Annotated in this window: 22 protein-coding genes; 14 read left to right on the plus strand and 8 right to left on the minus strand. The window is 42.1% G+C overall.

All coding sequences use genetic code 11. The features are described 5' to 3' along the window. Positions 1-90 precede the first annotated feature (90 nt). The 5 genes from JI665_RS11290 (at position 91) to chbG (ending at position 4,261) form a co-directional block, all read left to right on the plus strand. Entirely contained in the window at positions 91-396 is a 306-nt protein-coding gene (locus tag JI665_RS11290) for a PTS sugar transporter subunit IIB (protein WP_206839454.1), read from the plus strand. Between the two features lie 2 nt (positions 397-398). Continuing rightward, a complete protein-coding gene (locus JI665_RS11295; protein WP_206839455.1) occupies positions 399-1,733 on the plus strand; it encodes a PTS sugar transporter subunit IIC in 1,335 nt (444 codons plus the stop codon). Positions 1,734-1,745: 12 nt separating this feature from the next. Then, positions 1,746-2,060: a PTS lactose/cellobiose transporter subunit IIA gene (locus tag JI665_RS11300; RefSeq protein ID WP_206839456.1), complete on the plus strand. Its 315-nt coding sequence runs from the start codon at positions 1,746-1,748 to the stop codon at positions 2,058-2,060. 13 nt (positions 2,061-2,073) lie between these two features. Next, entirely contained in the window at positions 2,074-3,396 is a 1,323-nt protein-coding gene (locus JI665_RS11305) for a 6-phospho-beta-glucosidase (RefSeq protein ID WP_206839457.1), read from the plus strand. 166 nt (positions 3,397-3,562) lie between these two features. After that, the gene (gene chbG / locus JI665_RS11310) at positions 3,563-4,261 is read left to right on the plus strand and encodes a chitin disaccharide deacetylase (RefSeq protein WP_206839458.1); all 699 of its coding nucleotides are present in this window, start codon (positions 3,563-3,565) and stop codon (positions 4,259-4,261) included. Between the two features lie 40 nt (positions 4,262-4,301). On the opposite strand, the gene nagE is transcribed toward chbG, so the two are convergent. Next, positions 4,302-5,678, minus strand: coding sequence for an N-acetylglucosamine-specific PTS transporter subunit IIBC (gene nagE, locus JI665_RS11315; RefSeq protein ID WP_206839459.1), 1,377 nt, complete (start codon positions 5,676-5,678; stop codon positions 4,302-4,304). 289 nt (positions 5,679-5,967) lie between these two features. On the opposite strand from nagE, the gene nagB reads away from it, so the two are divergent. Genes nagB through JI665_RS11330 form a run of 3 tightly spaced genes read left to right on the plus strand, consistent with a single transcriptional unit; the run spans position 5,968 to position 7,613 of the window. Next, positions 5,968-6,705, plus strand: coding sequence for a glucosamine-6-phosphate deaminase (gene nagB, locus JI665_RS11320; protein WP_206839460.1), 738 nt, complete (start codon positions 5,968-5,970; stop codon positions 6,703-6,705). Positions 6,706-6,721: 16 nt separating this feature from the next. Further along, positions 6,722-7,459 (plus strand): SIS domain-containing protein, encoded by a 738-nt coding sequence (locus JI665_RS11325; RefSeq protein ID WP_206839461.1) that lies wholly within the window; start codon positions 6,722-6,724, stop codon positions 7,457-7,459. Positions 7,460-7,463: 4 nt separating this feature from the next. Further along, a complete protein-coding gene (locus tag JI665_RS11330) occupies positions 7,464-7,613 on the plus strand; it encodes an aspartyl-phosphate phosphatase Spo0E family protein (protein ID WP_312886177.1) in 150 nt (49 codons plus the stop codon). 176 nt (positions 7,614-7,789) lie between these two features. On the opposite strand, the gene JI665_RS11335 is transcribed toward JI665_RS11330, so the two are convergent. From JI665_RS11335 to JI665_RS11350, 4 genes are all read right to left on the minus strand, one after another. Then, entirely contained in the window at positions 7,790-9,730 is a 1,941-nt protein-coding gene (locus JI665_RS11335; RefSeq protein WP_206839462.1) for an ABC transporter permease, read from the minus strand. Then, positions 9,720-10,481, minus strand: coding sequence for an ABC transporter ATP-binding protein (locus JI665_RS11340; RefSeq protein ID WP_206839464.1), 762 nt, complete (start codon positions 10,479-10,481; stop codon positions 9,720-9,722). Before JI665_RS11340 ends, JI665_RS11335 begins: the two co-directional genes overlap by 11 nt. Positions 10,482-10,580: 99 nt before the next feature. After that, positions 10,581-11,585 carry a sensor histidine kinase gene (locus tag JI665_RS11345; protein ID WP_206839466.1) on the minus strand — a complete coding sequence of 335 codons (1,005 nt, stop codon included), beginning with the start codon at positions 11,583-11,585 and terminating at the stop codon, positions 10,581-10,583. Next, positions 11,578-12,273 (minus strand): response regulator transcription factor, encoded by a 696-nt coding sequence (locus tag JI665_RS11350; protein ID WP_206839467.1) that lies wholly within the window; start codon positions 12,271-12,273, stop codon positions 11,578-11,580. Before JI665_RS11350 ends, JI665_RS11345 begins: the two co-directional genes overlap by 8 nt. Before the next feature lie 111 nt (positions 12,274-12,384). Between JI665_RS11350 and JI665_RS11355 the strand changes: the two genes are divergently transcribed. Both JI665_RS11355 and JI665_RS11360 read left to right on the plus strand, forming a co-directional pair. Then, complete coding sequence (locus JI665_RS11355) at positions 12,385-13,101, plus strand: sulfite exporter TauE/SafE family protein (protein WP_206839468.1); 717 nt, start codon at positions 12,385-12,387, stop codon at positions 13,099-13,101. 78 nt (positions 13,102-13,179) lie between these two features. After that, positions 13,180-13,647 (plus strand): hypothetical protein, encoded by a 468-nt coding sequence (locus JI665_RS11360; protein WP_206839469.1) that lies wholly within the window; start codon positions 13,180-13,182, stop codon positions 13,645-13,647. 53 nt (positions 13,648-13,700) lie between these two features. Here the strand turns inward: JI665_RS11360 and JI665_RS11365 are convergent, their stop codons facing one another. Continuing rightward, complete coding sequence (locus tag JI665_RS11365; protein WP_414635270.1) at positions 13,701-15,467, minus strand: M4 family metallopeptidase; 1,767 nt, start codon at positions 15,465-15,467, stop codon at positions 13,701-13,703. Positions 15,468-15,709: 242 nt separating this feature from the next. Between JI665_RS11365 and JI665_RS11370 the strand changes: the two genes are divergently transcribed. The 3 genes from JI665_RS11370 (at position 15,710) to JI665_RS11380 (ending at position 17,679) form a co-directional block, all read left to right on the plus strand. Then, complete coding sequence (locus JI665_RS11370) at positions 15,710-16,486, plus strand: DUF4047 domain-containing protein (protein WP_206839471.1); 777 nt, start codon at positions 15,710-15,712, stop codon at positions 16,484-16,486. Continuing rightward, positions 16,458-17,000 (plus strand): signal peptidase I SipW, encoded by a 543-nt coding sequence (gene sipW, locus JI665_RS11375; RefSeq protein WP_206839474.1) that lies wholly within the window; start codon positions 16,458-16,460, stop codon positions 16,998-17,000. The genes JI665_RS11370 and sipW overlap by 29 nt, the downstream gene beginning before the upstream one ends. A 79-nt stretch (positions 17,001-17,079) precedes the next feature. Continuing rightward, positions 17,080-17,679 carry a TasA family protein gene (locus JI665_RS11380; protein WP_206839475.1) on the plus strand — a complete coding sequence of 200 codons (600 nt, stop codon included), beginning with the start codon at positions 17,080-17,082 and terminating at the stop codon, positions 17,677-17,679. A 43-nt stretch (positions 17,680-17,722) separates the two neighbouring features. Here JI665_RS11380 and JI665_RS11385 read toward each other — a convergent pair whose 3' ends face one another. Both JI665_RS11385 and JI665_RS11390 read right to left on the minus strand, forming a co-directional pair. Continuing rightward, positions 17,723-18,982 carry a helix-turn-helix domain-containing protein gene (locus tag JI665_RS11385; protein ID WP_206839476.1) on the minus strand — a complete coding sequence of 420 codons (1,260 nt, stop codon included), beginning with the start codon at positions 18,980-18,982 and terminating at the stop codon, positions 17,723-17,725. A 233-nt stretch (positions 18,983-19,215) separates the two neighbouring features. Then, positions 19,216-20,460, minus strand: coding sequence for a helix-turn-helix domain-containing protein (locus JI665_RS11390; RefSeq protein WP_206839477.1), 1,245 nt, complete (start codon positions 20,458-20,460; stop codon positions 19,216-19,218). 386 nt (positions 20,461-20,846) lie between these two features. Between JI665_RS11390 and JI665_RS11395 the strand changes: the two genes are divergently transcribed. Beyond that, positions 20,847-24,359: a S8 family serine peptidase gene (locus JI665_RS11395; protein ID WP_206839478.1), complete on the plus strand. Its 3,513-nt coding sequence runs from the start codon at positions 20,847-20,849 to the stop codon at positions 24,357-24,359. Positions 24,360-24,361 lie beyond the last annotated feature (2 nt).

The raw sequence follows: 24,361 nt of genomic DNA on the forward strand, positions 1-24,361 counted from the left end.
TAACTGAATAATCTGTTTTATTGATGGTACTATTAGGATAAGCAATCATTCTATTATTTTGAAATCGCTTACAGAAAAAGGGGGTCAATCATGAATATTTTGTTATGCTGTTCGGCTGGAATGTCTACTAGTCTTCTAGTGACAAAAATGCAGGCAAGTGCTGAAAGCCAGGGAATCGACTGTAAAATTTGGGCTATTGGCAACGGGGAGGTTAGAAATCATATTGATTCGGCAGATGTCCTGCTGCTTGGACCGCAGATTCGGTTTATGACCGAGCAATTGAAGAAGGAGGCAGGCGGCAGGATTCCTGTAGCTCCCATAAACCCTATGCATTATGGCTTATGCAATGGCGAGGAAGTATTAAAGCAAGCTATTTCATTAATAAAGGGTGAATAGTGATGATGACGTTTATTGAGAAATATATCATGCCTTATGCTATGAAATTCGGCAATAACAGGCATTTGCTTGCTATCCGGGATGCCTTGATCGGGATGATCGCCATCACGATGGTAGGATCATTTGCTGTTCTATTTAATAATTTGGGGGAAATCATTAAGCCGTACGGCAGACTCATGGAAAGCATTTTCGGCGAATCCTGGAAAACACTGGGCGGAGATATCTGGTGGGGCACGTTTGCCTTCTTAACCATATTCGCCGTGTTTGGCATATCCCACAGGCTTGCCAAATCCTATGGGGATGATGGATTCGAGGCGATGCTGGTTGCTGCAGCATGCTTCTTCCTCTTAATCCCTCAGGTTGGCCAGGTGCCTGATACAGAAGGTGTCTGGGGGTTCATTGGCTATGGATACTTTAATGCTACGGCTTTGTTTACAGGGATTGTGATAGCCCTTCTTGCAACCGAATTATTTATACGACTGACAAGAGTAAAAGCGTTTATTATCAAACTGCCGGATGGAGTCCCTCCAGCTGTCGCAGGGGCTTTTGCCAAATTGGTGCCGGGCATGCTGACGATTTTCGTATTTGGGGTGGCAGGCCTACTGTTCAGAAAAATGACAAATGGGGAATTTTTGAATGACTGGCTCAATGCCACCCTGGTCGCACCTTTGACAAATGCAGCTGATTCATTGCCATTTGCGATCCTTATTGTCTTTCTGGTGCATGGCTTCTGGGCGGTTGGTCTCCATGGGCCTAATATTCTTGGAGGTGTTACAACGCCTTTATTCACATCTCTCGGAACCAAAAATACAGATTTGTATGCTCAGGGTGTGGCGGATCTTGATAAGTATGCCATTTTGGCAGGTCCTTTCCTGGATGCCTTCGTATATCTAGGCGGCTCCGGGGCAACGCTGGGCCTTATCATTGCCATGTTTATTGCAGGACGAAAGAGGCACAAGCAAATGCTGGCATTGGGAACGCCGCCAGGAATCTTTCAAATCAATGAACCATTATTATTCGGTCTTCCGATCGTGTTAAATCCAATCTGGCTAATACCATTTATTTCGGCACCTGTCATTATGACTGTAGTGGCATATCTTGCGATAAAATGGGGCCTTGTTTATCCGGTCGTTGTGGCAAGCATCCCTTGGGTGACGCCTGCAGGAATTGGCGGCTATCTTGCTACAGGAGGACATATTTCCGGTGCAGTGCTGGCACTTGTGAATTTAGCTATTTCCATTGTCATCTATCTTCCATTCGTCTATATAACAGGGAAAATGGACGAAAAGAAACTGAAGCAGGTGCAGCCGGAACAAACACCAACAATTCAAGGTTAGGCGGGTTAATGAATGGATAAAGAAAAGCTTTATCAAATATCATTTCAGCTTATTTTGCACAGCGGGAATGCCAGAAGTCTGGCAATGGAATCCATCCAGAAAGCAAAGGCCGGAAAGTTCGAAGCAGCGGAAGCAAAAATCCGGGAAGCAGAGGAGGAGTTTGTGCTGGCACACAGACATCAAACTGAGTTAATTCAGGGCGAGGCATCCGGGAATCAAATCGATCTGCCCATCATTCTTGTCCATGCCCAGGATCATTTGATGAATGCCCTGACTGTCAAAGACATGGCGCAGGAATTTATCGACTTATACAAGAAACTTAACTAAGAGAGGGTAACGAATGGCAAAGCAACCAGATAGTATAAAAATAGCTGTAATAGGCGGAGGTTCAAGCTATACACCTGAATTAATTGAAGGCTTTATTAAAAGACATCAGGAATTGCCTGTCAGGGAAATTTGGCTTGTGGATGTGGAGGAAGGAAGGAAAAAGCTCGAGATAGTTGGCCAATTAGCGAAACGGATGGTTGAAAAAGCCGGGGTTCCCATACAGATTCAGCTTACATTAGATAGGAAAAAAGCGCTTACGAATGCCGATTTTGTTACAACCCAATTCCGTGTCGGGCTTTTGGATGCTAGAGCAAAAGACGAGCGAATTCCGCTGAAATATGGAGTGCTGGGCCAGGAAACGAATGGCCCGGGAGGATTTTCCAAGGCACTCAGAACGATTCCAGTCATTATGGAGATCTGCCGTGAAATGGAGGAATTGTGCCCCAATGCATGGCTCATCAATTTTACCAATCCCGCAGGAATGATAACAGAAGCAGTCCTGCGGTACAGCAATATCAAAAAAGTGGTTGGTTTATGCAACGTGCCGATTGGGATGGAGATGGGGGCAGCCCACTTATTGAACGTGGAACACAGCAGAGTAAGGATTGATTTTGCCGGACTTAATCACCTTGTCTACGGACTTGATGTCTATGCCGATGGAGTAAGCGTCAAGGAAAAGCTGCTGAAAATGCTTACGGACAAAGAACATTCGATCACGATGAAAAATATCCACGCAATGGGATGGGAACCGGAATTTCTGCAGGCATTAAATGTGCTTCCTTGTCCTTACCATAATTATTATTATAAGACACGTGAAATGGTGGAAGAAGAAGTCAAGGCAGCATCAGAAGGCGGAACCCGGGCTGAAGTGGTTAAAAAGCTCGAGGAAGAGCTGTTCCAGTTATATCAGAATCCAGACCTTGCTGAAAAGCCTCCTCAGCTGGAAAAAAGGGGAGGGGCATACTATAGTGATGCAGCATGCAGGCTGATTCATTCGATATATACTGATAAAAGGGATATACAGCCGGTTAACACCCGGAATAATGGTGCCATTGCAGGCCTTCCGTCTGATTCAGCCGTTGAAGTCAGCTGCGTAATAACGAAGGATGGACCGAAGCCGATAGCGGTCGGTGAACTCCCGGTTGCAGTCAGAGGGCTGGTTCAATCTATTAAATCCTTTGAGAGGGTGACCATAGAAGCGGCCCTGAGTGGTGATTACAATACTGCTTTACTGGCACTGACAATCAATCCGCTGGTGGGTTCCGATAAAACAGCTAAAAAGATCCTTGATGAAATGCTCGAAGCCCATCGTGCCTATTTGCCGCAATTTCAATAAATCAAGACGCAGCCAGGTCCCGTAAGCGCAAAAAAAGCAAGCGGAAGACGCAAATGAAGTAAATAAAGCGCAATAAAAAAGCGAACAGAGCAATTAAAGTAAAAATTGGCAGGGCAGCAGATCGTTTAGTGCTGCCTTGCAGCTATGCTAGCGGAGGAAAATTACCATGATCAAACTCATCGTCAATGCTGATGATTTCGGCTACAGTCCCGGAGTTAACTATGGAATTTTGCACAGCCATCTATTTGGAATTGTTAATTCCGCCACCATGATGATGAACATGCCCGGAACAGAGCAGGCCCTGGCAATGGCCAGGCAATACCCGGGTTTACGAACTGGCGTCCATTTAGTCCTCACATGTGGGAAGCCGCTATTATCCGATTTAAAAACTTTAACGAATAAAGATGGATACTTCAGATCTCAGGCAGATTTGGACGGAATATCAGCAGAAGAGCTCGAGCTTGAGTGGTCTGCACAAATTGACCGTTTTATCGGGGCTGGCCTTCCGCCTTCCCATTTGGATAGCCATCACCACGTTCATACACGCGAAGAGTTTCTCCCAGTGGTTCAATACCTGTCCAAAAAATACGATCTCCCTTTCAGAGTAAATGGCGTGCAAGTGATTGAAGGGGTCAAAAGCTATTCTCACAGATGCTTATTCGATTTTTTCGGAGATGGCATTCAGGAAGACTTTTTCAGCAGGCTGGCGGATAAGGCAGAAGACGGGGAAACAGTGGAAGTCATGTGCCATCCGGCATTTGCGGATCAATTGCTTATGGAGGGATCTTCTTACAATTTAATGCGCATAAAGGAGCTGGAAATACTCTGCTCTGCAAAGCTTCCTCTTGATATTAAGCTGCTATAAGAAAAACAGTGTCCGGAAGGGGACACTGTTTTTTTAATCATTACTTCTTTATTTTCTTCATTTCATCTGCTACAAACTCTACATCTGTTCCCACAATGATCTGAAGGTTAGTCTTGCTTAATTTCATGATTCCTTTAGCACCATGTGCCTTCAGTGCACTTTCCTTAACTTTTTCCATATCAGCAATATTTAAACGAAGGCGTGTCGCACAGTTATCAATGGAAGTGATGTTGTCAGCACCGCCAATATCTTTGATAAAGTGGCTGGCCATGACTTCGTACTTATTGCTGCCGGATGATACAGGTTCATCTTCATCTTCCACGATTTCTTCGTCCTCTTCACGGCCAGGCGTTTTCAGGTCTAACGCTTTTATTAACGCGTAGAAGATAACGAAGTAAAGAACAGCGTAGATGACGCCAATTCCCAAAAGCAGCAGCGGCTTTTCAGCGATATTAAAGTTCAGGGCAAAATCGAGTGCGCCAGCTGAGAATGTGAAACCATCGCGGATGCCCAATAGAGAGGTAACCCACATGGAAACCCCGGTTAAGATGGCGTGCACTCCATATAGAAGCGGTGCAATAAACATAAATGAGAACTCGATTGGCTCTGTAATACCAGTCAGGAATGAAGTCAGCGCAAGACCGATGAACATTCCTGATACAGCTTTTCTTTTTTCAGGCTTGGCTGTTGCAATGATTGCAAATGCTGCAGCTGGAAGACCGAACATCATAACAGGGAAGAATCCAGTCATGTAAGCGCCTGCTGACGGGTCTCCGGCGAAGAAGCGGGCAATATCTCCATTTACTCCTTCAAATTCGCCGAACTGGAACCAGAATAAACTGTTTAATACGTGATGAAGACCCAATGGAATAAGCAGGCGGTTTAAGAATCCAAATAGACCTGATCCCAATGCGCCGAGACCAATAATCCAGTTGCCCAGTGAATCGATTGCACCCTGGATTGGAGGCCAGGCAAAACCTGCGATGGCAGCCAGAAGAATCATCGTTACGGAAGTAATAATCGGAACGAAGCGGCGGCCGCTGAAGAATCCGAGCCAATCCGGCAGTTTAATATCATGGAAGCGGTTATATAATAATCCAGCGATAATACCGGCAATAATCCCGCCCAGTACTCCCATATTTATATTTTCATCGATGGCAATTGCCCCTTCGGTTAATACAAGAAAACCGATGGCGCCTGAAAGGGCAGCTGCTCCATTATTGTCCTTCGCGAATCCCATCGCAACCCCGATGGCAAAAATAAGTGCCAGGTTGGCGAAAATGGCATTGCCGGCATTTGCGATAAAAGGAATGCCCAATAAATCATCTTGTCCAAAGCGGAGCAGAAGACCGGCGGCAGGCAGGACGGCAATCGGAAGCATTAATGCTTTACCAATTCTTTGTAAGAATCCTAACATATTGATCTCTCCTTAATAAAAAATAATGAATAAGAAAGCGTTTTACTAAACTGTCGTAATCATACCAAAATATAAATATAGTTGTCTATACCATTTTGAAAGAAAAAATTCTAAAGAGAAGGATTTTCATTATTATGTTAAGACTTTTCTAACAATATAATTGGTATAGACAACTATACTTTACGGTGATACGATATTTAATATAAATGGGTTTATTTAATTACTATATTTTGCATTTAAACGTGCAAATATATTCTTATTCAGCTTTTTAAGCAAGGAGGAACTCATAATGGAGATTATTAAAGTAACCAGTTATGAAGAAATGAGTAAAGCTGCAGCAGATTATATCATCAGGAAGGTCCGAAAGCATCCTGAAGCCACACTGGGATTGGCAACCGGAAGCACTCCTGTCGGAACCTATAAAAGGCTGATTGAAGATCACCAGAGCAGCAAAACATCATATAAAGATGTGACAACTTTTAATCTGGATGAATATATTGGTCTTTCTGGGGAAAATCCGCAAAGCTACCGTTATTTTATGGATTCGGTACTGTTTAATCATCTGGACATCCAGAAGGAAAATACCTTTGTCCCCAACGGTACACATGAGGATTTGGAAGAAGAATGCCGTAATTATGAAAGTAAGCTGAAGAACCATGGAGGCATTGATCTGCAAATTTTAGGGATCGGCAATAATGGACATATTGGCTTCAATGAGCCTGGAACGCCTTTTTCATCTAAAACTCATATTGTTGATTTAGCAGATTCTACTATTAAAGCCAATGCCAGGTTTTTTAGTACAATCGAAGAGGTGCCTACTCAAGCCATTACAATGGGCATCTCAACAATCATGCAAAGCAGGGAGATCCTTCTTCTCGCTTCAGGCGAAGCAAAAGCAGATGCCATTCAAAAGCTTCTTGGAAATGGTGTTCATGAACAATTCCCGGCATCCATCTTAAGAAATCATCCGAACGTGAAAGTGATTGCTGACGAAGCGGCTTTAAGTGCATCAAAAGTCTCGGTATAAATGGGGTATAGTAGCAATGATTGCAAAATATCTGAATGAAATAAAAGAATTATTGACCATTTTAGAAAAAGAAGAAAGTCAAAAAATGAAAAATGCCGCCCATGCTTTGGCTGAGTGTATTCAAAGCAATGGAATTATTCATGTATTTGGATGCGGACACTCTCATATGCTTGGGGAAGAGCTTTTTTACCGGGCAGGAGGCCTGGCCCCGATTAAGCCTATTTTTGCAGAGGATTTAATGCTTCATAAAGGAGCGGTCCGTTCCTCTTTAATGGAAAAACAAAATGATCTTGCGGGAAGCTTCATGGAGAGTGCTGATATCCGGCCTGGTGATGTTGTCATTGTAGCATCCACATCAGGACGGAATCCAGTCCCGATCGATGTAGCTGAAATTTCAAAAGAGAGTGGAGCATTCGTCATTGGGATTACATCCCCTCGTTATGCAAATTCACAATCCTCCCGGCACAAAAACGGAAAATACCTATATTCATCTGTGGATTTGGCGATCGACAATCATATAGAACCAGGGGACGCATTGATGGAGCATTCAGCTTTGGGGATCCGGTTTGGCTCCGCCTCATCTATTATTGGCTTTGCGATTGTAAACAGCCTGATGGCTGAAGCAGTGGAAGTGATGATTGAAAACGGGTTTGAACCGCCTATCTTTAAAAGCGGCAATGTAGACGGAGCAGAACAGCATAACCGCGAGCTGGTAAATAGGTATAAATCCCGAATTCCGCTGCTGGAAGGATAAGAAAGTGGACTTACTGAAGGCAATTGAACAAACCAGGCAGGCTATGATTGAATGCATACATTCAAGGGGGCTAACGGATGAAGAGACCTTAAAATTAAGCCGGGAACTGGATAAGTTAATTGTTGAATCACAGCTAATGAAAGTTATAAAATGAGGCAATTTGCAAATAAATCCAAAGAAATTGCAAACAAATCCGGTAATTAGCAAATAAACTTAGAAAATTTGCAAACAAACATTGGAAACTTGCAAAGAAGCTCTGGAAATCTGCAAATAAAACATAACTAAAATCAAAAACCGTTCAGGCAAGCATACCTGAACGGTTTTTCCGTTCTAAAGTGCATCTTTTATCACTTTTTTCGAATAAATCACAGACAAAATTCCGAAAATCGAATAAAGCACCGTGTAAAGCGCCATAACCAGGATCATCGGCATCCAAAGCTCGCTTCCGAAGAAGAACCACCCGGATTGTACGGCAAAGTAGCTGTGCAAAAGGCCGACGATAAGCGGAATTCCAAAGTTGAATGCCATTTTGGAACGAATCCCGCGCAGCAGGTCTCCCTGTGTAAAGCCAAGTTTCCTCAGGATTGTATAGTTTGGTTTTTCATCCTCACTCTGATCCATTTGTTTGAAATATAGAATGCAGCCTGAAGTGACCAGGAAGGTTAAGCCGAGAAAACCGACAATAAACATGATAAGTCCCATGTTCATTTTTTGCCTTGTGCTCATCTCTTCCTGGGAATCGGCTCTGCCGCTGAATTCCATCTCTTTGAAGAGTGTATTGGCTTTTCCCTTATCGCTTTCATTTTTCATATCCACTCCGATGAAAATCGAATCTTCATCCTGGATTTCAGGATTAAGGTCAGCCTTCAGCTCTTCATATACCTTCTCATCCACAATAGCAACCGGCAGCCCGCCTGATGTAAAATAAAACGGAAGAACAAAATCTTTTTTTAACCCTAAATAGTTTTGTTTAATCGTGTTTGTTTTTCCCAGGAACTCAAGTTCTCCTGAGTCTTTGAGCGTCATGAACTTCTGCAGTGCATCATTATATCCTGTAAGTACGGTTTCCTTTGGAGAAAGCTTAATGCCAGCTATGGATGTTTCGCTTACAACCGGCAGGATCATATTTGGTGAATCAAAATTCATTTCTTCCAGATTGACATCAAGAATGTCCTCCATATTAGCATCCACATGAAATAACTCAATACTTTTTTCCTTATATTCTAATCCCTCTTTTTGAAGGCTCCCGGTAAACTTCCCTGCATCTTCCTTGTCAGTGAATGAAAAGTGGGAGGGGAGGCTATCCCGGGCAGATTTTTCCGCTGAGTAGTAAGAAATATAGCTTAATGACAGCAGCCCGATCGCTAGGGCGGACACAGTTGTAATAATCGTTAAAAGCAGTGCACTCGATTTCATGCGGAACATGATGGAGGACAATGAAAGCACTTCGTTAACATTCAGGTATCCATCTTTCCTTTTGCGGATCAGGCTGGCGATAAAGCTTACCGATCCTTTATAGAAAAGGTAGGTTCCAATGATAACGGAAGCAAGAATGACAACCATCGCGAGGAACAGTTCGTTCATAGATGTGAAATCCCCGCCAAATAAAAGGGAAGAGATATAATAGCCGGTTATGATCAGGGCTAAACCAAGCACTCCCAGGATCATTTCCAAAATGGACAGCTTTTTGACTTTACCTTCTGCAATCGAAACCACCCTGAATAAAGATAGAATGGTTTGCCTTTTGATAAAAACAAAGTTCATCAGCATGATGAAAATATAAATAACCGTAAAGACGATAACAGTCTGCAAAAGCGCCTCACTTGAAAAGTGCAATGATGCAATTCCTTCAACACCTGTCAATTTAAAAAGGACCATCAGTATTAATTTCGATACCGAAAAACCGATAAAGATCCCAATGATCAAGGAACCAAAATACAGCAGGAGATTTTCCAGGCTAAGCAGCCTGAAAATTTCATTTTTTGTCATTCCGATCAGCTGAAAAAGCCCGATTTCTTTGCTGCGCCTTTTGATAAAAATAGTGTTGGCGTACAGAAGAAAGATGGAAACAATCGCCACGAGCAGGATAGAGGCTGTTTTGATTGCTGCTGCACCCTTAATCGAGCCCTTTGCTTCAGACATCGATGGATCATATTGGAGGGTGACAAAGGCGAAATAGAGTGCGACACTGAAAATGAGTGCAAACACATAGAGATAATAATTTTTCAGATTCTTTTTCAGATTACGGAGGATGATCGTATTAATGGTCATGCTGCACACCGCCCAATACGCCTTGTGTTTTCATAATATCTTTGAAAAATGCCTGTCTTGATTGATCACCCTTATTCAGCTGAGTATAAATTTGGCCATCCTTGATGAAAATAACCCGGCTGCAGAAGCTTGCCGCCACAGGGTCATGAGTGACCATGATGATCGTTGCTTTCCTTTTCTGATTTAAGTCACTTAACTTATTTAATAAGTCTGATGCTGATTTCGAATCCAGCGCACCTGTCGGCTCATCCGCGAAAATGATGCTTGGTTCATGAATGAAAGCACGTGCTGCGGAAGTTCGCTGCTTTTGCCCGCCGGAAATTTCATTAGGGTATTTATCCTTTAACTCGAATATTCCGAGCTCACCCGCAACCTCTGCAAACTTTTCATCAGCTTCTTTTTTGGGTGTATTGCTGATGGAAAGGGGGAGAAGGATATTTTCCTTCACTGTCAATGTATCCAGGAGATTATATTCCTGAAAAATAAATCCGAGATGCTTCTTGCGGAACTGGGCGAGCTGCTTTTCCTTCAGTCTCGTCATTTCCTTTTCTTCAATCTTGATTTCTCCGCCGCTAACACTGTCAATAGACGAGAGTACATTGAGGAGCGTGGTCTTCCCTGAACCGGAAGAGCCCATAATGCTTACAAATTCACCCGTTTCAATTTTTAAATCAATTCCTTTTAATACTTCCTGCCTATTAAATTTATTGCCGTAGCTTTTATGAATTTTTTTGGCTTCAAGTACAAACATGTGTAACCATCCTTTCTTTGATAGCTTAAGTATAGAAGGTTACGTCTATGTAATTCCTTCGATTGAACGAACAAACAGCAAAAGCATGTGACATTTTTGTCACATGCCTGTTATGCTGACGAAATCATTGCGGGTTGGGAAGACAAGTGTCATGATGGTGCCTTTGCCTATATAAGACTCCGCATGGATTTTAATTTTTAGCTGGTCTGCGGCTTTTTTGGCTAAATATAACCCCATGCCTGTTGCTGCGTTCTCATGGTGATTTGCAGTAGATGTGAACCCCTTCTCAAAGATTCGCGGCAAATCCCTCTGATCGATGCCTCTGCCAAAATCCTGAATCCTCAAGGATATTTTACCGTCATGCTGGGAACTCGAAATCGAAATGTCTGATTTCTCACTATACTTTACAGCGTTGGTTAAAAGCTGGCGAATGATAAAGCTGAGCCATTTCGCGTCGCTCAGAGCTTCTGTTTCTTCCAATTCCATTTCAAAGCCAATGCCTTTTTGCATGCACCAGGACTGCAGAGATTTGATTTCACTGAATAGAATGTCTTCGAGATGAATCATCTCAATATACAAGTCATTTTCCATAGAAGGAATCCGCTTTTGATGCAGCTGCTGATCAAGAAGAAGGTGGATGCGAAGCCATTCATACGTCAGGGACGATTTAAGATCCTGATCCCCAATCCGGTCAATCATGAGATGCATGGCAGTCAAGGGTGTTTTTACTTCATGAATCCAGGACAGCAGTTCATCTTTTTCCTGCTCGAGAAGTGTCCAGTTCCGGGTAAACTCCTGTTTAAACCGTTCGGTTTGGCTGACCAGGCCCGACTCCACTATTTTTTCAAATGGGCTTTCAGACTCCGGTATGCTCGAAAGATCTAAATTATCTTCCCGTTCGGCTACTTCTCTGTAAAATCGAGTTTCTTTTTGATAACGGAGAAAGATGAACCCAGTGAAAATGATGGCAGATAAAAAGGTGTAATATAGGAAGGGCTTAAGGGATATGGCCGAGTCCATATATACTACAAAGGCAGCAAGCAGCTGAAGGAAACCGAAAAGCAGTATCCAGCTTACCCTTTCCCTGATATATTTCCTAAACATGCGGGGCATCCTCTTCAATTGCCATGTATCCCTGGCCGACCTTTGTTTCGATCCCGGCGCCAAGCCCGATTTCATCAAGCTTCTTCCTGAGTCTATTAATATTGACCGTAAGAGTATTGTCACTAATGAATCGTTTGTCATCCCATAGGCTGTTAATGATATCATCCCTGCTGACAATTTGATTTTTTCTTTCTATTAGCAGCTTTAATATATAAATTTCATTTTTCGTTAATTCTATGCAGCCGCTCTCATTTGTAACGGTATTCTTTTCAAAATCAACCGCTGCACCGCACCAGGTCCTGAGGTTATTCTGAACGGCACTATAGTTATAGACACGTCTGAGTATTGCCTGTATTTTGGCAATCAGGACTTCGAAGTGGAAGGGCTTTTGGACAAAATCATCAGCGCCAAGCTGCATCGACATGACCATATCTGTTGGGTGATCCCGGGATGACAGGAAAATAATCGGCACATTCGAATGTGAACGAATCATCCGGCACCAATGAAACCCGTCGAACTTCGGAAGCTGGATATCGATAATGACCAAATCAGGCTGAATGCCGGCAAACTCCTTCATGACTCCACTGAAGTCCTGAATACCATGGACTTCGTAAGACCACTGGGAGAGACGGTCTTTGATTTCAGTAAAAAGGGAGGCATCATCCTCAATTAAAAGCACTTTAAACAATCAACTCACCACACTTTTGCATATTCCTTCCATTATTGTATAGGAAAAGCTAAAGGTGTGCCAGATTGTTTCCGAGCTGTGGTAAAATAGGGTAAAAAGCAGGTTTTGTACATGGAAATCTATTCCTTTATCCTTATTATTTTAATTGCATCCATTCTGCAGACAAGCACGGGATTTGGTTTCTCGATCCTGGCCACACCGTTCTTGCTGCTTCTTTTTGAACCTAGAGAAGCCATTCAAATCAATCTGATTTTATCTTTAATCATTTCTGCTGCCTTATTTTCAAAAATCAAGAAGGATACAGACTTTGGAGTTTTGAAAAGGTTCGCAATTGGAAGCGCAGCCGGGCTGCCTGTTGGCATTGCCATTTTTTTATTTTTGGACATTTCCCGGCTGAAGTTAACGGTCAGTTTCATTATTTTGATTTTAACGCTCCTTTTGATGGCAAATGTCCGTGTGAAAGAAACAAGCCGCAGGGATTATTCAGTGGGCGGATTGTCAGGAATAATGACAACAAGCATTGGCATGCCCGGCCCGCCGCTCCTGTTGTACTTTTCAGGGACAGATACCGAAAAAGAGCGGCTTAGAGGAACTACCTTGGCTTTTTACTTGTTTATCTACTCGGCCAGTCTGGTATTTCAGATAATCTTTGCAGGGACCAATAAGACGATTTGGCTTTCAAGCTTGTATGCTTTGCCGCTGGTCCTGCTGGGTCTATACCTGGGTCAAATTTTATTTGTTAAAATCAATCACCGTTTTTTCAAGGTTTTTACATACATTATATTGATTTTCACTGGGGTTTACCTGCTGGTTGAGAGTGTGAGGTAGGAAGCGAGCATGAAAAAAGGCGGGGCTAATAAATAGTGCTGATTAGTATGAAGCAAATCACGAAAAGGGTGTCTGCTCTTGAGTAAAAATATGATCTCTTGGATCCTGTGCTTCCTGTTTTCATTCTTTGGTTTTTACCTTATAGAGCATCTTTTTACGGTAAGCCCGCATGTGGTTTCCGGCAATGGAAATTTAGGCATCCTCGTGATTTTTCTTTTTACACCTGTCTTTATTTCCAGTTGGATCTATACTTTTAAGCTGGCAAAAGCAAAGATGGTGAAAGAGGGTAAAACCACAATAGGAATTCTGCTTTTTGCACTTGCCGGATGTGTGTTGCTGATGATTGTAATTATCGATTACACAAGTGAGCTGATCACTGCTCTTGGAGGAACACCTGATAACCCGGAATCAAGAATTTACCGTTTTGGGTGGTTCAATCAATACACAAATAGTCTTTACTTTAATGTATATACATTTTTCTTATCCCATTTCATTATCGTAATATTTGGTATCCTGTCAGCTATGAGGAGGATACAGACACATTAAAACCTCGCCACAGCAAACATGCGGCGAGGTTCTCTTTATTTTAGAAGGTCATTTTATTGAACACCAACGGCATCATATGCTGCCATAACGGCCTTTACCTCAGCTGAAGGCTGTCCATTTCGATCCGGATGCAGGTCCCTTGCTGCCTGGATGGCTGCCTGGCGCATTTGGCTGAAGTCGGAGCTTGCTGCCAGGTAATGGGTAAGTGCTCTGTAGAAAATCTTTTCGGCTTTTGTTTTTCCTATGCCTGTAACCGTAACACCGTAATGAGTGCCTCCATCTGTAATCAGGTGGGCAGCTTTGTTGTTGATGCTGCTGTTGATATGCACACCGCCTTTATCAAGGTCTCCTATATAACGTTTGCTGTAGTGGTCAGGATAGTAGCCTGATTCTGTATAGCCGCCAATATAGACAGAACCCGGGTCACTCATCGAACGAAGACCGTCACCTGGTGTATTTGGCGTCCAAATATCTTCACCTAATAACCAAAGATCTTCGCCTGTTTTATTTTCAGCGAAAGCCCCTAAAATATCCGCAATGGATTCATTGATCGCACCGGATTCATTTTCATAAATTAAATCGGCTGTATTGGTGATCACGCCATGTGTCATTTCATGTCCGATCACATCAAGACCGCCAGAGAGTGAAATCATGCGAGTCCCGTCACCATCACCGTACAGCATCTGCTTCCCATTCCATGCAGCATTATTCCACTTTGAACCGATATGGACAGTTGAAACTAATTTCATCCCATCGCTATCAAGGGAATCCCGTCCATGTATCTTTTTATAATAGTCATAAACTTTTCCTGCGTTCACATGGGCAGATACCGCAGAAGGATCATAAAAGAAGTTGTTTCTGCTTTCCACCTCGAATCCGGTCATTCCAAGAAGAGCTGAAAGGATTATAAACGCGTTTTCAGGCATGCGGTTTGCTTTGAAGGTATGGACACCTTCAGATCTTGTCTCATCGAATAAATAGTGCGTTCCTGTTTCCGGGTCTTTAACTGCCTGGAATGATTGAAGTGTCCCGAAAATATCCATTCCTCTTGCCTGAACAGGTTCTGACACAGCCGGAAGTGCTTTCGGCGCAGGCTGGGAAGAAGCAGTCTGCTGTGCCTCAGGCTGTTCAGGTGAAGATGGTGTCAGTTCCGAGATGGCATTATAGCTATGAATGATGTTTCCAGTTGCAGCATCTACAAAATAATGCCAATACCCCGGGACCGGGGCTGAGGTGGAAGCTGTTACATAATAAGCCAAATGCTTTTGCCCGTTATGCGGATAAATAACAAGTTCTCCTTCAATCCCATCATAGCTCTTCACTTCTCCGATTTTATCTTCAATGCTTTCCTTTACCTTATCCAGTGCTTCATCTTTGCCCAGTTTCGCCTCTGTAGGAATAATGGAACGTGCCAGATTTGGTGTAACTTTACCGAAGAAGGCTGTCACATTGTTACTGTCGTCCAAAGCAATGGTCTGCTGTGATCCGTATACAGGTATTCCGTTGTATTGCTCTATTGTTCTGAAATGGTGTGTGTTTGTTTGCTTATCATTAAATTGATCAATGATTTTGAATTGGTCCTTGGCCTCGTAGCCCGCATTTTTAAATAAGTTCGCCTTTGATTGAAGGAATGCATATACAGCTTCTTCCTTGCTCAGTCCTTCAGGAGCTTGCCAGTTCCCGATTATGTAGGAAGGCGTCTTTAATTCCTGATGATACTTAACGATTTCTTCATTTGCCAGCACATTTTTGGCGGGCAGTGACAGTCCCGAGATGGCAAACGATGCTGCCAGAACTGCAGGGAGGACTTTCATTTTCAACTGATTTCTTTTCAAACTGATCACCTCTTAGTTTGGATTGGTATTTCAAGGTCCATTATTCTGAAAATTCCACAAATGGTCAATTGGGTTATAGGGATCAGCGATATGCCTGTCTTTCTTGAATTCGGAAATCAAAATAGCCTGTATTTTGCATTGGAATACCGCAAAATAACCCAATTTACTTTGCACATGGCCTCTCGTATGCTTGTTCCACAGACACCTTTTCGAGAGGAGAGCAGGGGATGAAGAAGGGATTGAATAAATTCATTTTGCCGTGTCTATGCTGCCTGAGTTTTTATACTGGCACTCAGCTTGTCGGGAAAACAGAAGCTGCCTTTACAAGCCAGGCAGAGACAAAGCCTATTTTAATCTCAACTGCCTTTGTGTTCCCATCATATATTCACGGGCTTGAAGAGAAAGCCAGGATAAACAGTGAACAAATACTCAAAGAGCATGCCGATTTAGAAGCATTTGTGAAGAACGGGATGTTAAATGGGACAATAGATCCGCCCGCTGAATTTTTGAGAAAAAAAGAACAGATAACAGCCAGCTTGGAGGAACTTCATAGAATAAGAGCTGAACTGGAAAAACTGGAACGGCAAGCAGAAAAAAAGGAAGGATTTGAGTTTGTAAGTGAAGGTTTTCTAAAAGTAGACAAGCTCCTTCTGAGAATGAATGATTCTCTTTATCTTCAGGAGCTGGAACAGCTTTTTAACCAAAAATGGCAGGAGCTGAAAAAAGAGCAGCAAAAAGAGGGCAATAAAACAAACAAAATGGATGAGGATGAAAAAATAGAAATTCCTATCAGCGAGTTGGAAAAACAGAAAATTGAACACAAACAGCCAGTGGAGGAAAAAGCCAATCCAGAGAAAGAACAAGCGAATCCAGCGGAAGAACAAGTGAATCCAGCGGAAGAACAAGTGAATCCAGCGGAAGAACAGACTGTCAGCAAGGACAAAACGCAGAAGGTTGAAGAGGAGGAAACAGTCAATGAAGAAAACCCTAAAAATACTGAGTAAATGTATCAGTGCAGCAGGTTTGATGCTCCTCTGCATCCTTGCTGTTTGGATAATATCCTCAAAAGCATCCGGAGGAGAACCGTCCCTTGCAGGGTATCAGGCAAAAGCTGTTTTATCGGGATCCATGGAACCGACTTTCATGACAGGATCCATCATTATAGTGAAACAGCCGGATAGTAAAGAACATCTAAAAACAGAAGATATTATTACCTTTAAATCAGGAGATAAATTAATTACCCATAGAATTGTCGAAGTAAAGAAAACGAAATCCGGGGTTTTATATCAAACGAAAGGCGACAATAATGACGCACCGGATATGGAATATGTGCAGCCTGAAAATATAACCGGTAAATATACCGGTTTCACCCTTCCATATGCAGGCTATGCTGCTGAGTTTGCAGCATCCAAGGAAGGTTCCGCACTCCTGCTGTTTATACCGGGACTGCTCCTGCTCCTATCTGCTGCGAGGACTATTTTTCTGGCTCTTAAAGAATATGAAACTAAAAATGCTTAATACATCGGTAATGCCTCTTATCTGCCACAGGCAAATGAGAGTTAAATAAATTTATAATATCCAAAGGAGGAAGTAAAACATGGGATTTGCAAAAAAGGTAAGTAAAGGTCTGTTGACAGCTGCTTTAGGTTTTTCATTAATGGGTGGGGGTACATACGCTTATTTCAGCGATACAGAGGTTACGAATAACACGTTTGCAGCAGGTACCCTCGATTTGGCGGTAAACCCTGAAACAATCGTCAATATTGGCGATTTAAAACCAGGTGATGAGGTTTCACGTGAATTTACCCTCACAAATAGCGGTACTCTTGATATTTCCAAGATCTTGCTGCATACAAACTATCAGGTGGAGGATGCAAAATTAAATGGGGCTGCAAATGCAGATGATTTCGGCAAGCATATTAAAGTCACAATCTTATACAATCAGGCTAACGCAACCGTACAGGTTGCAGAAACTACTTTACATGAACTGCAGACACAAACTCCGGATTTAACAGCCATTGATAACTTTGTAGGCGGGGGAACAGTGCCGGATGGCCTGGCCCCTGGGGAAACCGATAAAATTATAGTGCTATTCGAATTTGTGGATAACGAAGAGGACCAAAACGAATTCCAGGGAGATGCACTGCAGGTGGAATGGAAATTCAATGCAGAACAGGCTGAAGGAACAGTAAAATAGAAAAGGACGGAAAATCCCTTGAAGGAAGATTCAAGGGATTTTTCTACACATTAATTAATTTTTTGCCTTCAAGCTGCCTGTTCAGATGAATGGCTTTTTCATGATTTCCTGTCTCGATGTAATATTCATAAAGCTTTTTGCCATACCTGCGCATAAGAATCATATGCTTAATCTTAACAAATTCAGGGAAAGCCTTTTCTTCCAGATACGTAAAATATTTCTCGCGCTGATGATTAAGCTGGTATTTAGAAAGTTTAAATAACGATAAGTATAAAGTGCTTTTAAGCTCCTTTGACACCTGAATCCCTTCGCATGCTTTTTTAAGAAGGGCTGTTTTGCCTGATAATTTGCCTTCTATACAGGAATTAAGATAAGAGTATAACCGCTGAAGATAAATGATTGTATTCCTGTCAGCTAAACGCAGGGCCTGTTTGTAGCAATCCTTTGCCTCAGCATATTGTTCCCTATTAAAATACTCAAATCCTAAATTATTGTATAGCAGGCCTTTGTAGTCTTGAAATCCAATTCGTTCACAGTCCCAAATTAGTTGATTATATCGTTCTGCCAGTTTATCCATGTCGGTTAAGATATCACTGCTGATCTGCAGGAGGATAATAGATTCCGCTTTTATTGCCATCGTGTAGTTGTTCGTGTTTTTGAAATGCTGCAATGATTTTTCCGCAAACATGTAAGCCATAATCTTTGAATCGATATAATGATAGGCAATTGCCAGGTGATAAAAGTATTCTTCATTGCCATATTCATTAATATCGATGTTTTTTAATACCTGAAGTGCCTTTTGCTGATCGGGGCTATCAGGTTTTATTGCTTGGTTAATATAATACATCCCTTGAACATGGTAAAATAAATTTCTCTCAAAAGGGGAGAGGTTAGGAAACTCATTGCCTATTTTCTTAATGATCCGGGATGTTTCCTCTAATTCCTGATGCAGGAAATGATATCTTGCCTTTAAAAGAAGATAGTGGGCTGCATATTTAGAAGAATAAATAAAGGGTGAGCTTTCCAGTTCATTTTTGATTTCCTCAGCCCTGGCTAATCTATACATGATGATGGCTTTATGCCATTCCTGCAGGCGCTTGTCCAGATCCCGAAAGTATTCAATTTCCTTTTGAATGTCTAAATTTAAAACGGCAGAGAAAAGTGAAATAATTTCAGGTGAATATGCAGTTTTTCCTCTTTCGATTTTGCTTACATGGGTAGGAGTGCAAATCCCTTCGCCTAACATGGCTTGTGTAAGTCCTGATTTTTCCCGGTAGAATTTGATAATTTCCCCTTCCAGCATGCGATCATCTCCTTATCTATTTATTGAAGGTGAATATTTCATGCAGATGTCTCTTAAATACTTAATTAACTTTTATCTAATATTTTCCTTTTTGGGGGAATTTTTAGAGACAGAAGACATAGATCCTTTGGGAGGGGTAAATCTGAAATGATGACAAAAGACTCAAATTTAAGAAGCAGAAAAGAGGGCAAAAAGAAAAATCTCCTATGAAATATAAGAGATTTTTCTACTGTTTAATGGATTAGAGGCTCGAAGTATTTGGCAGCAAGCCTGCATGCTTTTTCGTACTGTGAAGAGTTCCTGTAATATTGAAATAATTCTTTTTCATAAAGGCTGATTAATGTGTTATTCCCTAATTCATGCAGGTGGGGAAGGAATGTGATTTCTAAAAAGAGATAATAATCCTCTATGTCTTTATCTTCTAAAAGGATATCGAGCATATAAAAAACATATTGGTAGGTTTTATTTTGAATTTGTTCAGCCAGCCAGCGGCCATCGTCCAGCAAGGATCTGAGATTTTGTTTATTATAAAAATCCAGATTAAGGCAGCTATGGACATAGCCTCGTATAGCGCTTAATTTTAAAGGCGGGTTTGGATTAACCTCGCACTGATCCAATAGCTTTTTGTAAACTTCACCCGCTTCTGAATAAAAGCCTTTTGCAAAGTATTCAACGGCAAGATTATGCCAAAGGTTCATTTCCCTCGCTTCTTCTTTATGAGCACGGCAGGATTTGATTAATGTATGATACTGCTTGACGGTTTCTTCAAATTGGCAAAGGTCGTTTGTACCCATTTGTATCAGCAAGACGGTTTCTGTATCAAGAATTCTTTTAAAATTATTCGTTTCCCGGAAATGGGACAGTGCAAGGGTGCCATAGTGATAGGCTTTTACTTTATCATTCATCAAATAGGAAGAGGTTGCGAGGTGAAAATAAAATTCATGGTTATTATAATCTTTAGGATTTATATTCCTTAAATGGGCGATGGCTTCTTTGCAATTCTGTAAGTTAAGAAAATAAATGCCCCATAGATGTTCGAGAAGACTCCGTTCAAAACGATCAAGTGTGTTCCAAGCTTTCTGGCAGCTGTCTAAAAGCGCTTTGCTCTTATCGTACTCTCCTTGCATGAGGTGGTAGCGAGCCAAAAGGATTGAATGAAAATATTTTGTTTCCGAAAAATGCAGGTAAGGATTTTGGGCTAATTCCTCTTTAATTAATTCTATATCTTCTTTTTGCTGTTTAACCATGGCATCCAGCCATTCATGAAGTTTAGTCTCCAGCATATCATACTTTTCAAGCTCTTTTATAAGATCTATTTTCAGCCGTTTACAGATCAGATTTGTGATTTCAGACGAATATTGTGTATGTCCCCGCTCTATTTTACTGATATGAGTCACAGAACAAATCCCTTCGCCCAGCTGTGTTTGGGTCAATCCAGCCCGTTCCCGGTAATATTTTATAATTAAGCCTTCCTTCAAAACAGCATCCCCCCTGTGGTTCTGAATATTATCGTAGCATACCTTGTCAGCTGGAAACAGATAGCCAGGAAATGTCAGATGTCTGTTTTTCCCAAAGGCTATTTGGATATTATTCCTATGAGGATTTTAAAGGTTTCAATTTGGGGTAATTCGAAAAAGCCTTTTTTACCAGAAAGTGAAAAAGTTAATAGAAAATAGATAAGGAAATGTGTCTTTTACACTAATAAAATAGGAAGAAATCCTTCGATTTGGATATAAAGTTCTGAAATTTAACGGATCCCTCCTTTCAGATTCCCCCAATTTACTTCTCTCAGACCCGGCCCTACAATTAATTTTATGAAAAGTTAAAAAATATAGATTTTTCAATGGGAAAGGGCGGGAGTGAAATGAAAGTGAAAAAAGGGGTACCCTATAAGGTGCTGGCTTCTGCATTGGCAGCAGCAATGCTTTTTGGGGGAACAGTATCGGCACAAGGAGCTCAGGATGATGAGATCAAGGCTCCAAGTGTTGAAGACATTGTCAAGCAGGGGCATAAAATATTTTTGGATCAGCAATATCAGACTGAAACAAATGCAGTGGACAAGCTGGGATATAAAGATCTGAAAGAAAAAGGGTTAACGAAACCATATGAGCCAAATGAAATTTTACGAGTAATTGTTGAGGTCGAACAGCCGGCAGCTGCTGAAAAAGCGAAACAAAGCAAAAAAAGTAAAATGAAGGCAAAACAAGACGAGGTTATTTCAGCGCTTTCCAAGAAGAAATCTTTCAAGAAAGTGAAGCATCGCTTTTATGAGGGATTTAATGGTTTCAGCCTGGAAACCGAGTTTCATAATGTAAAAGAAATACAGGCAATTCCTGGTGTCACTAACGTACATATTGCGAGAACATACCAGCCATCCATGGGTGCCAGCAAGGAGCTGGTCCAGGCACAAAAGGTCTGGGAGCAGCATGGCTATGAAGGGGAAGGGCTGCTTCTTGCTGTAGTTGACTCCGGTTTGGACTATACACACCAGGATATGACATTGACGGATGAAGGGAAAGACAAACAGAAATGGTCCGAGGAAGGAATCCAGGCAAAACTCGCTGATACGGCTATTCATGACGTCTGGTATAGCGACAAAGTGCCGACAGGCTATGACTGGGCAGATGAAGATACGGATGTCATTCCCCGCGGACAATATGGAAGTCCGCATGGCATGCACGTAGCTGGTACAGTTGGTGCTAATGGCAACGAGGAAAATGATGGGGTCAAGGGTATTGCTCCGGGTGTACAGTTATTAGCTGAAAAAGTTTTTTCTGATAATGGCGGTGGAGCTTATGAAGATGATATTATTGCTGGAATTGAACACGCTGTGGCAATGGGGGCCGACGTCATTAATATGAGTCTTGGGTCAGATGCCGGCTTTGTTGGAGAGGAAAATGATCCTATCCAAAAGTCAATCCGGGAAGCAACTGAGCAGGGTACCCTGGTAGTAGTTGCTGGAGGCAATTCATCTTACAGTACTAAAAATAATATTTTGGAGGCTTCTGCCAAGCCATATGCGGAAAATCCGGATATCGGCACTGTTGGAGAACCATCTGTTAGCCCGTTTGCGTTATCAGTAGCATCCTATGAAAATACCAAATTGCATATGAATTCACTTACTGATGAAAACGGCTTGCAGCTTCCATACCAGGATCAGACCCATGTAAACTTCAAACTTTCAAAGGTGTTAACATCAGGAGAAAGCTATGAAATGGTATATGTAGGGGAAGGAAAGACAGCTGATTTTGCCGGAAAAGATGTCGCCGGCAAAATAGTCGTGGCAAAACCAAATCAAAAATATGGTTTATATTCATATGTTCAATCTGAAGCCAGGAAAAATGGTGCCAAGGCGGTTATCCTTGTACCGCCTCATGATGAAGCTGATTTTCCTTTCTTGTACTTTAGTCAGTACTTAACCCCTGCAGCAACTACCAGCAAGGAGGATGGGAATGCTTTAATTTCACAGCTGTCCAAGGGACAAACAGTGAAAATGCAGATGAGCAAAGGTGTTTGGGTTGATAATGCTGATAAAGATAACATGTCAGACTTTTCATCTTTTGGAACGCCGCACACGCTTGACTTCAAGCCTGAGCTATCAGCACCAGGCGGAGGGATTTATTCCACTGTTCCCGGCAATGAATATGAAATAATGAGCGGTACGTCCATGGCAGCGCCTCATGTCGCAGGCGGATCAGCTTTGCTGCTTCAGGCTTTATATGAAAAAGGATTGCCACAATCCAAAGATACGGCATTAAAAGCGAAAATCGCCTTAATGAATACATCAAAAATCATTCAGGATCCGCGGGCAAATAGCCAGGTCCCATACTCACCACGCGTTCAGGGATCCGGATTAATGCAAATACAAAATGCCATCAAAACTCCTGTGCTTGTGACAAATAAAAACGCTCCTTTGGAACAGGCAGGAGCGATTGCTCTAAAGGAAATTAATGAGAAAGCACACTTCAAACTGAATGTCGAAGCACTACGAAATGCTGACGTGAAAGATTTCGAATATAAAGTGTACGTTGATGTTTTAACAGACGAAACAGAAACAAAAGAGTTTGACCTGGACAATGACGGTCATTTAGATGCCAAGGAATATTTAACAATGACCAGCAAGCGGATTTCAGGAGCTTCTGCCATCGTCAATGGTGAAAAAGTGACCGATGAAAAAGGAAAAACGCTTAAAATTAAGCCAGGACAAAACAAGAGTCTGGATGTACAGATTCAATTGCCGGATAGCTTTAAGAAGGGCTCATTTGTCGAAGGGTATGTCCGTCTTGTGCCAACAGGTAAAAACAGTGATGCCGGTGTGCCGCTGACAATTCCATATATGGGCTACTTTGGTCAATGGGACAAGCCGCAAAACCTCGACCCGGCTGCATGGGAAAAAGATGCCTTCTTAGGATATACAGTCCTATGGAACGATGAAGGAGCACAGTTCCCGATGGGATATGATCCGTATACCGGAACCTTTAATATGGACCGCATTGTGATTTCTCCTAATGCTGTTTTACCAGGTGTTTTCCCAACTTTTACAGCTTTCCGCAATTTACAAAAGACAGAAATGTACGTGGAGAATGATAAAGGGGAAATGGTCAACTATTTAGGCGACTTCAGTGAATTTACAGGCAAGCCTTGGAAGTTCCGCAAAAATATCATGGCTTTCCGTGACTATATGATTAACGGATATTTATGGGATGTTAAGAATCAACATGGGCAATTCGTTGAGGATGGAACCTATCAGTATGTAATCAAAACAACACTTGATTACAAGGATGCCAAGCCTCAGGAAGTAAGGCTTCCGGTTCACGTAGATTCTGTTGCACCAATCGTCTCGGATATTCAGGTACAGCCAAAGGACGGGCAATATGAAATTTCCTTCAAGTCAGAAGATAACGAAGGGGGAAGCGGCTATAATGGTGCCATCATCTGGTATAACGGGAAGTATATGCCGCTCGAACCTGGAAAAACGTCAGCCCTTGTAAAAGAAGAACCGAAGAGCGTTGTCGTATTGGGTGTCGACCATGCATTGAACCAGAGCTATGCTGTATGGGGGGATCCTTCCTATATAGATGAGGGGATGCTAGTGAGCTACTTCAGTGTTTATCCTAATAAAAATGTGAATGCAAACACGCCTGCCGGGATTAATGCATTTGCAAACAACCGCGTTAACTGGACAGTGAACATTAAAGATGAAGCCGGAAAAACCGTTGACACAATCAATGTGGAAAATGAACATGAAATTCACTTGAAGTGGACTCCAGACGCAGGTCTTCCGAATGGGACTTACACCATTAGTGCAGATGTATCAAACAAGCAGGGCTTTAAAGTGACCACGAGCCCTAAAACGGTTACAGTATTTCAGAACTAAAA

Origin of the sequence: Bacillus sp. NTK034 (assembly GCF_017303275.1) — a bacterium.
GTDB lineage: Bacteria > Bacillota > Bacilli > Bacillales > Cytobacillaceae > Cytobacillus.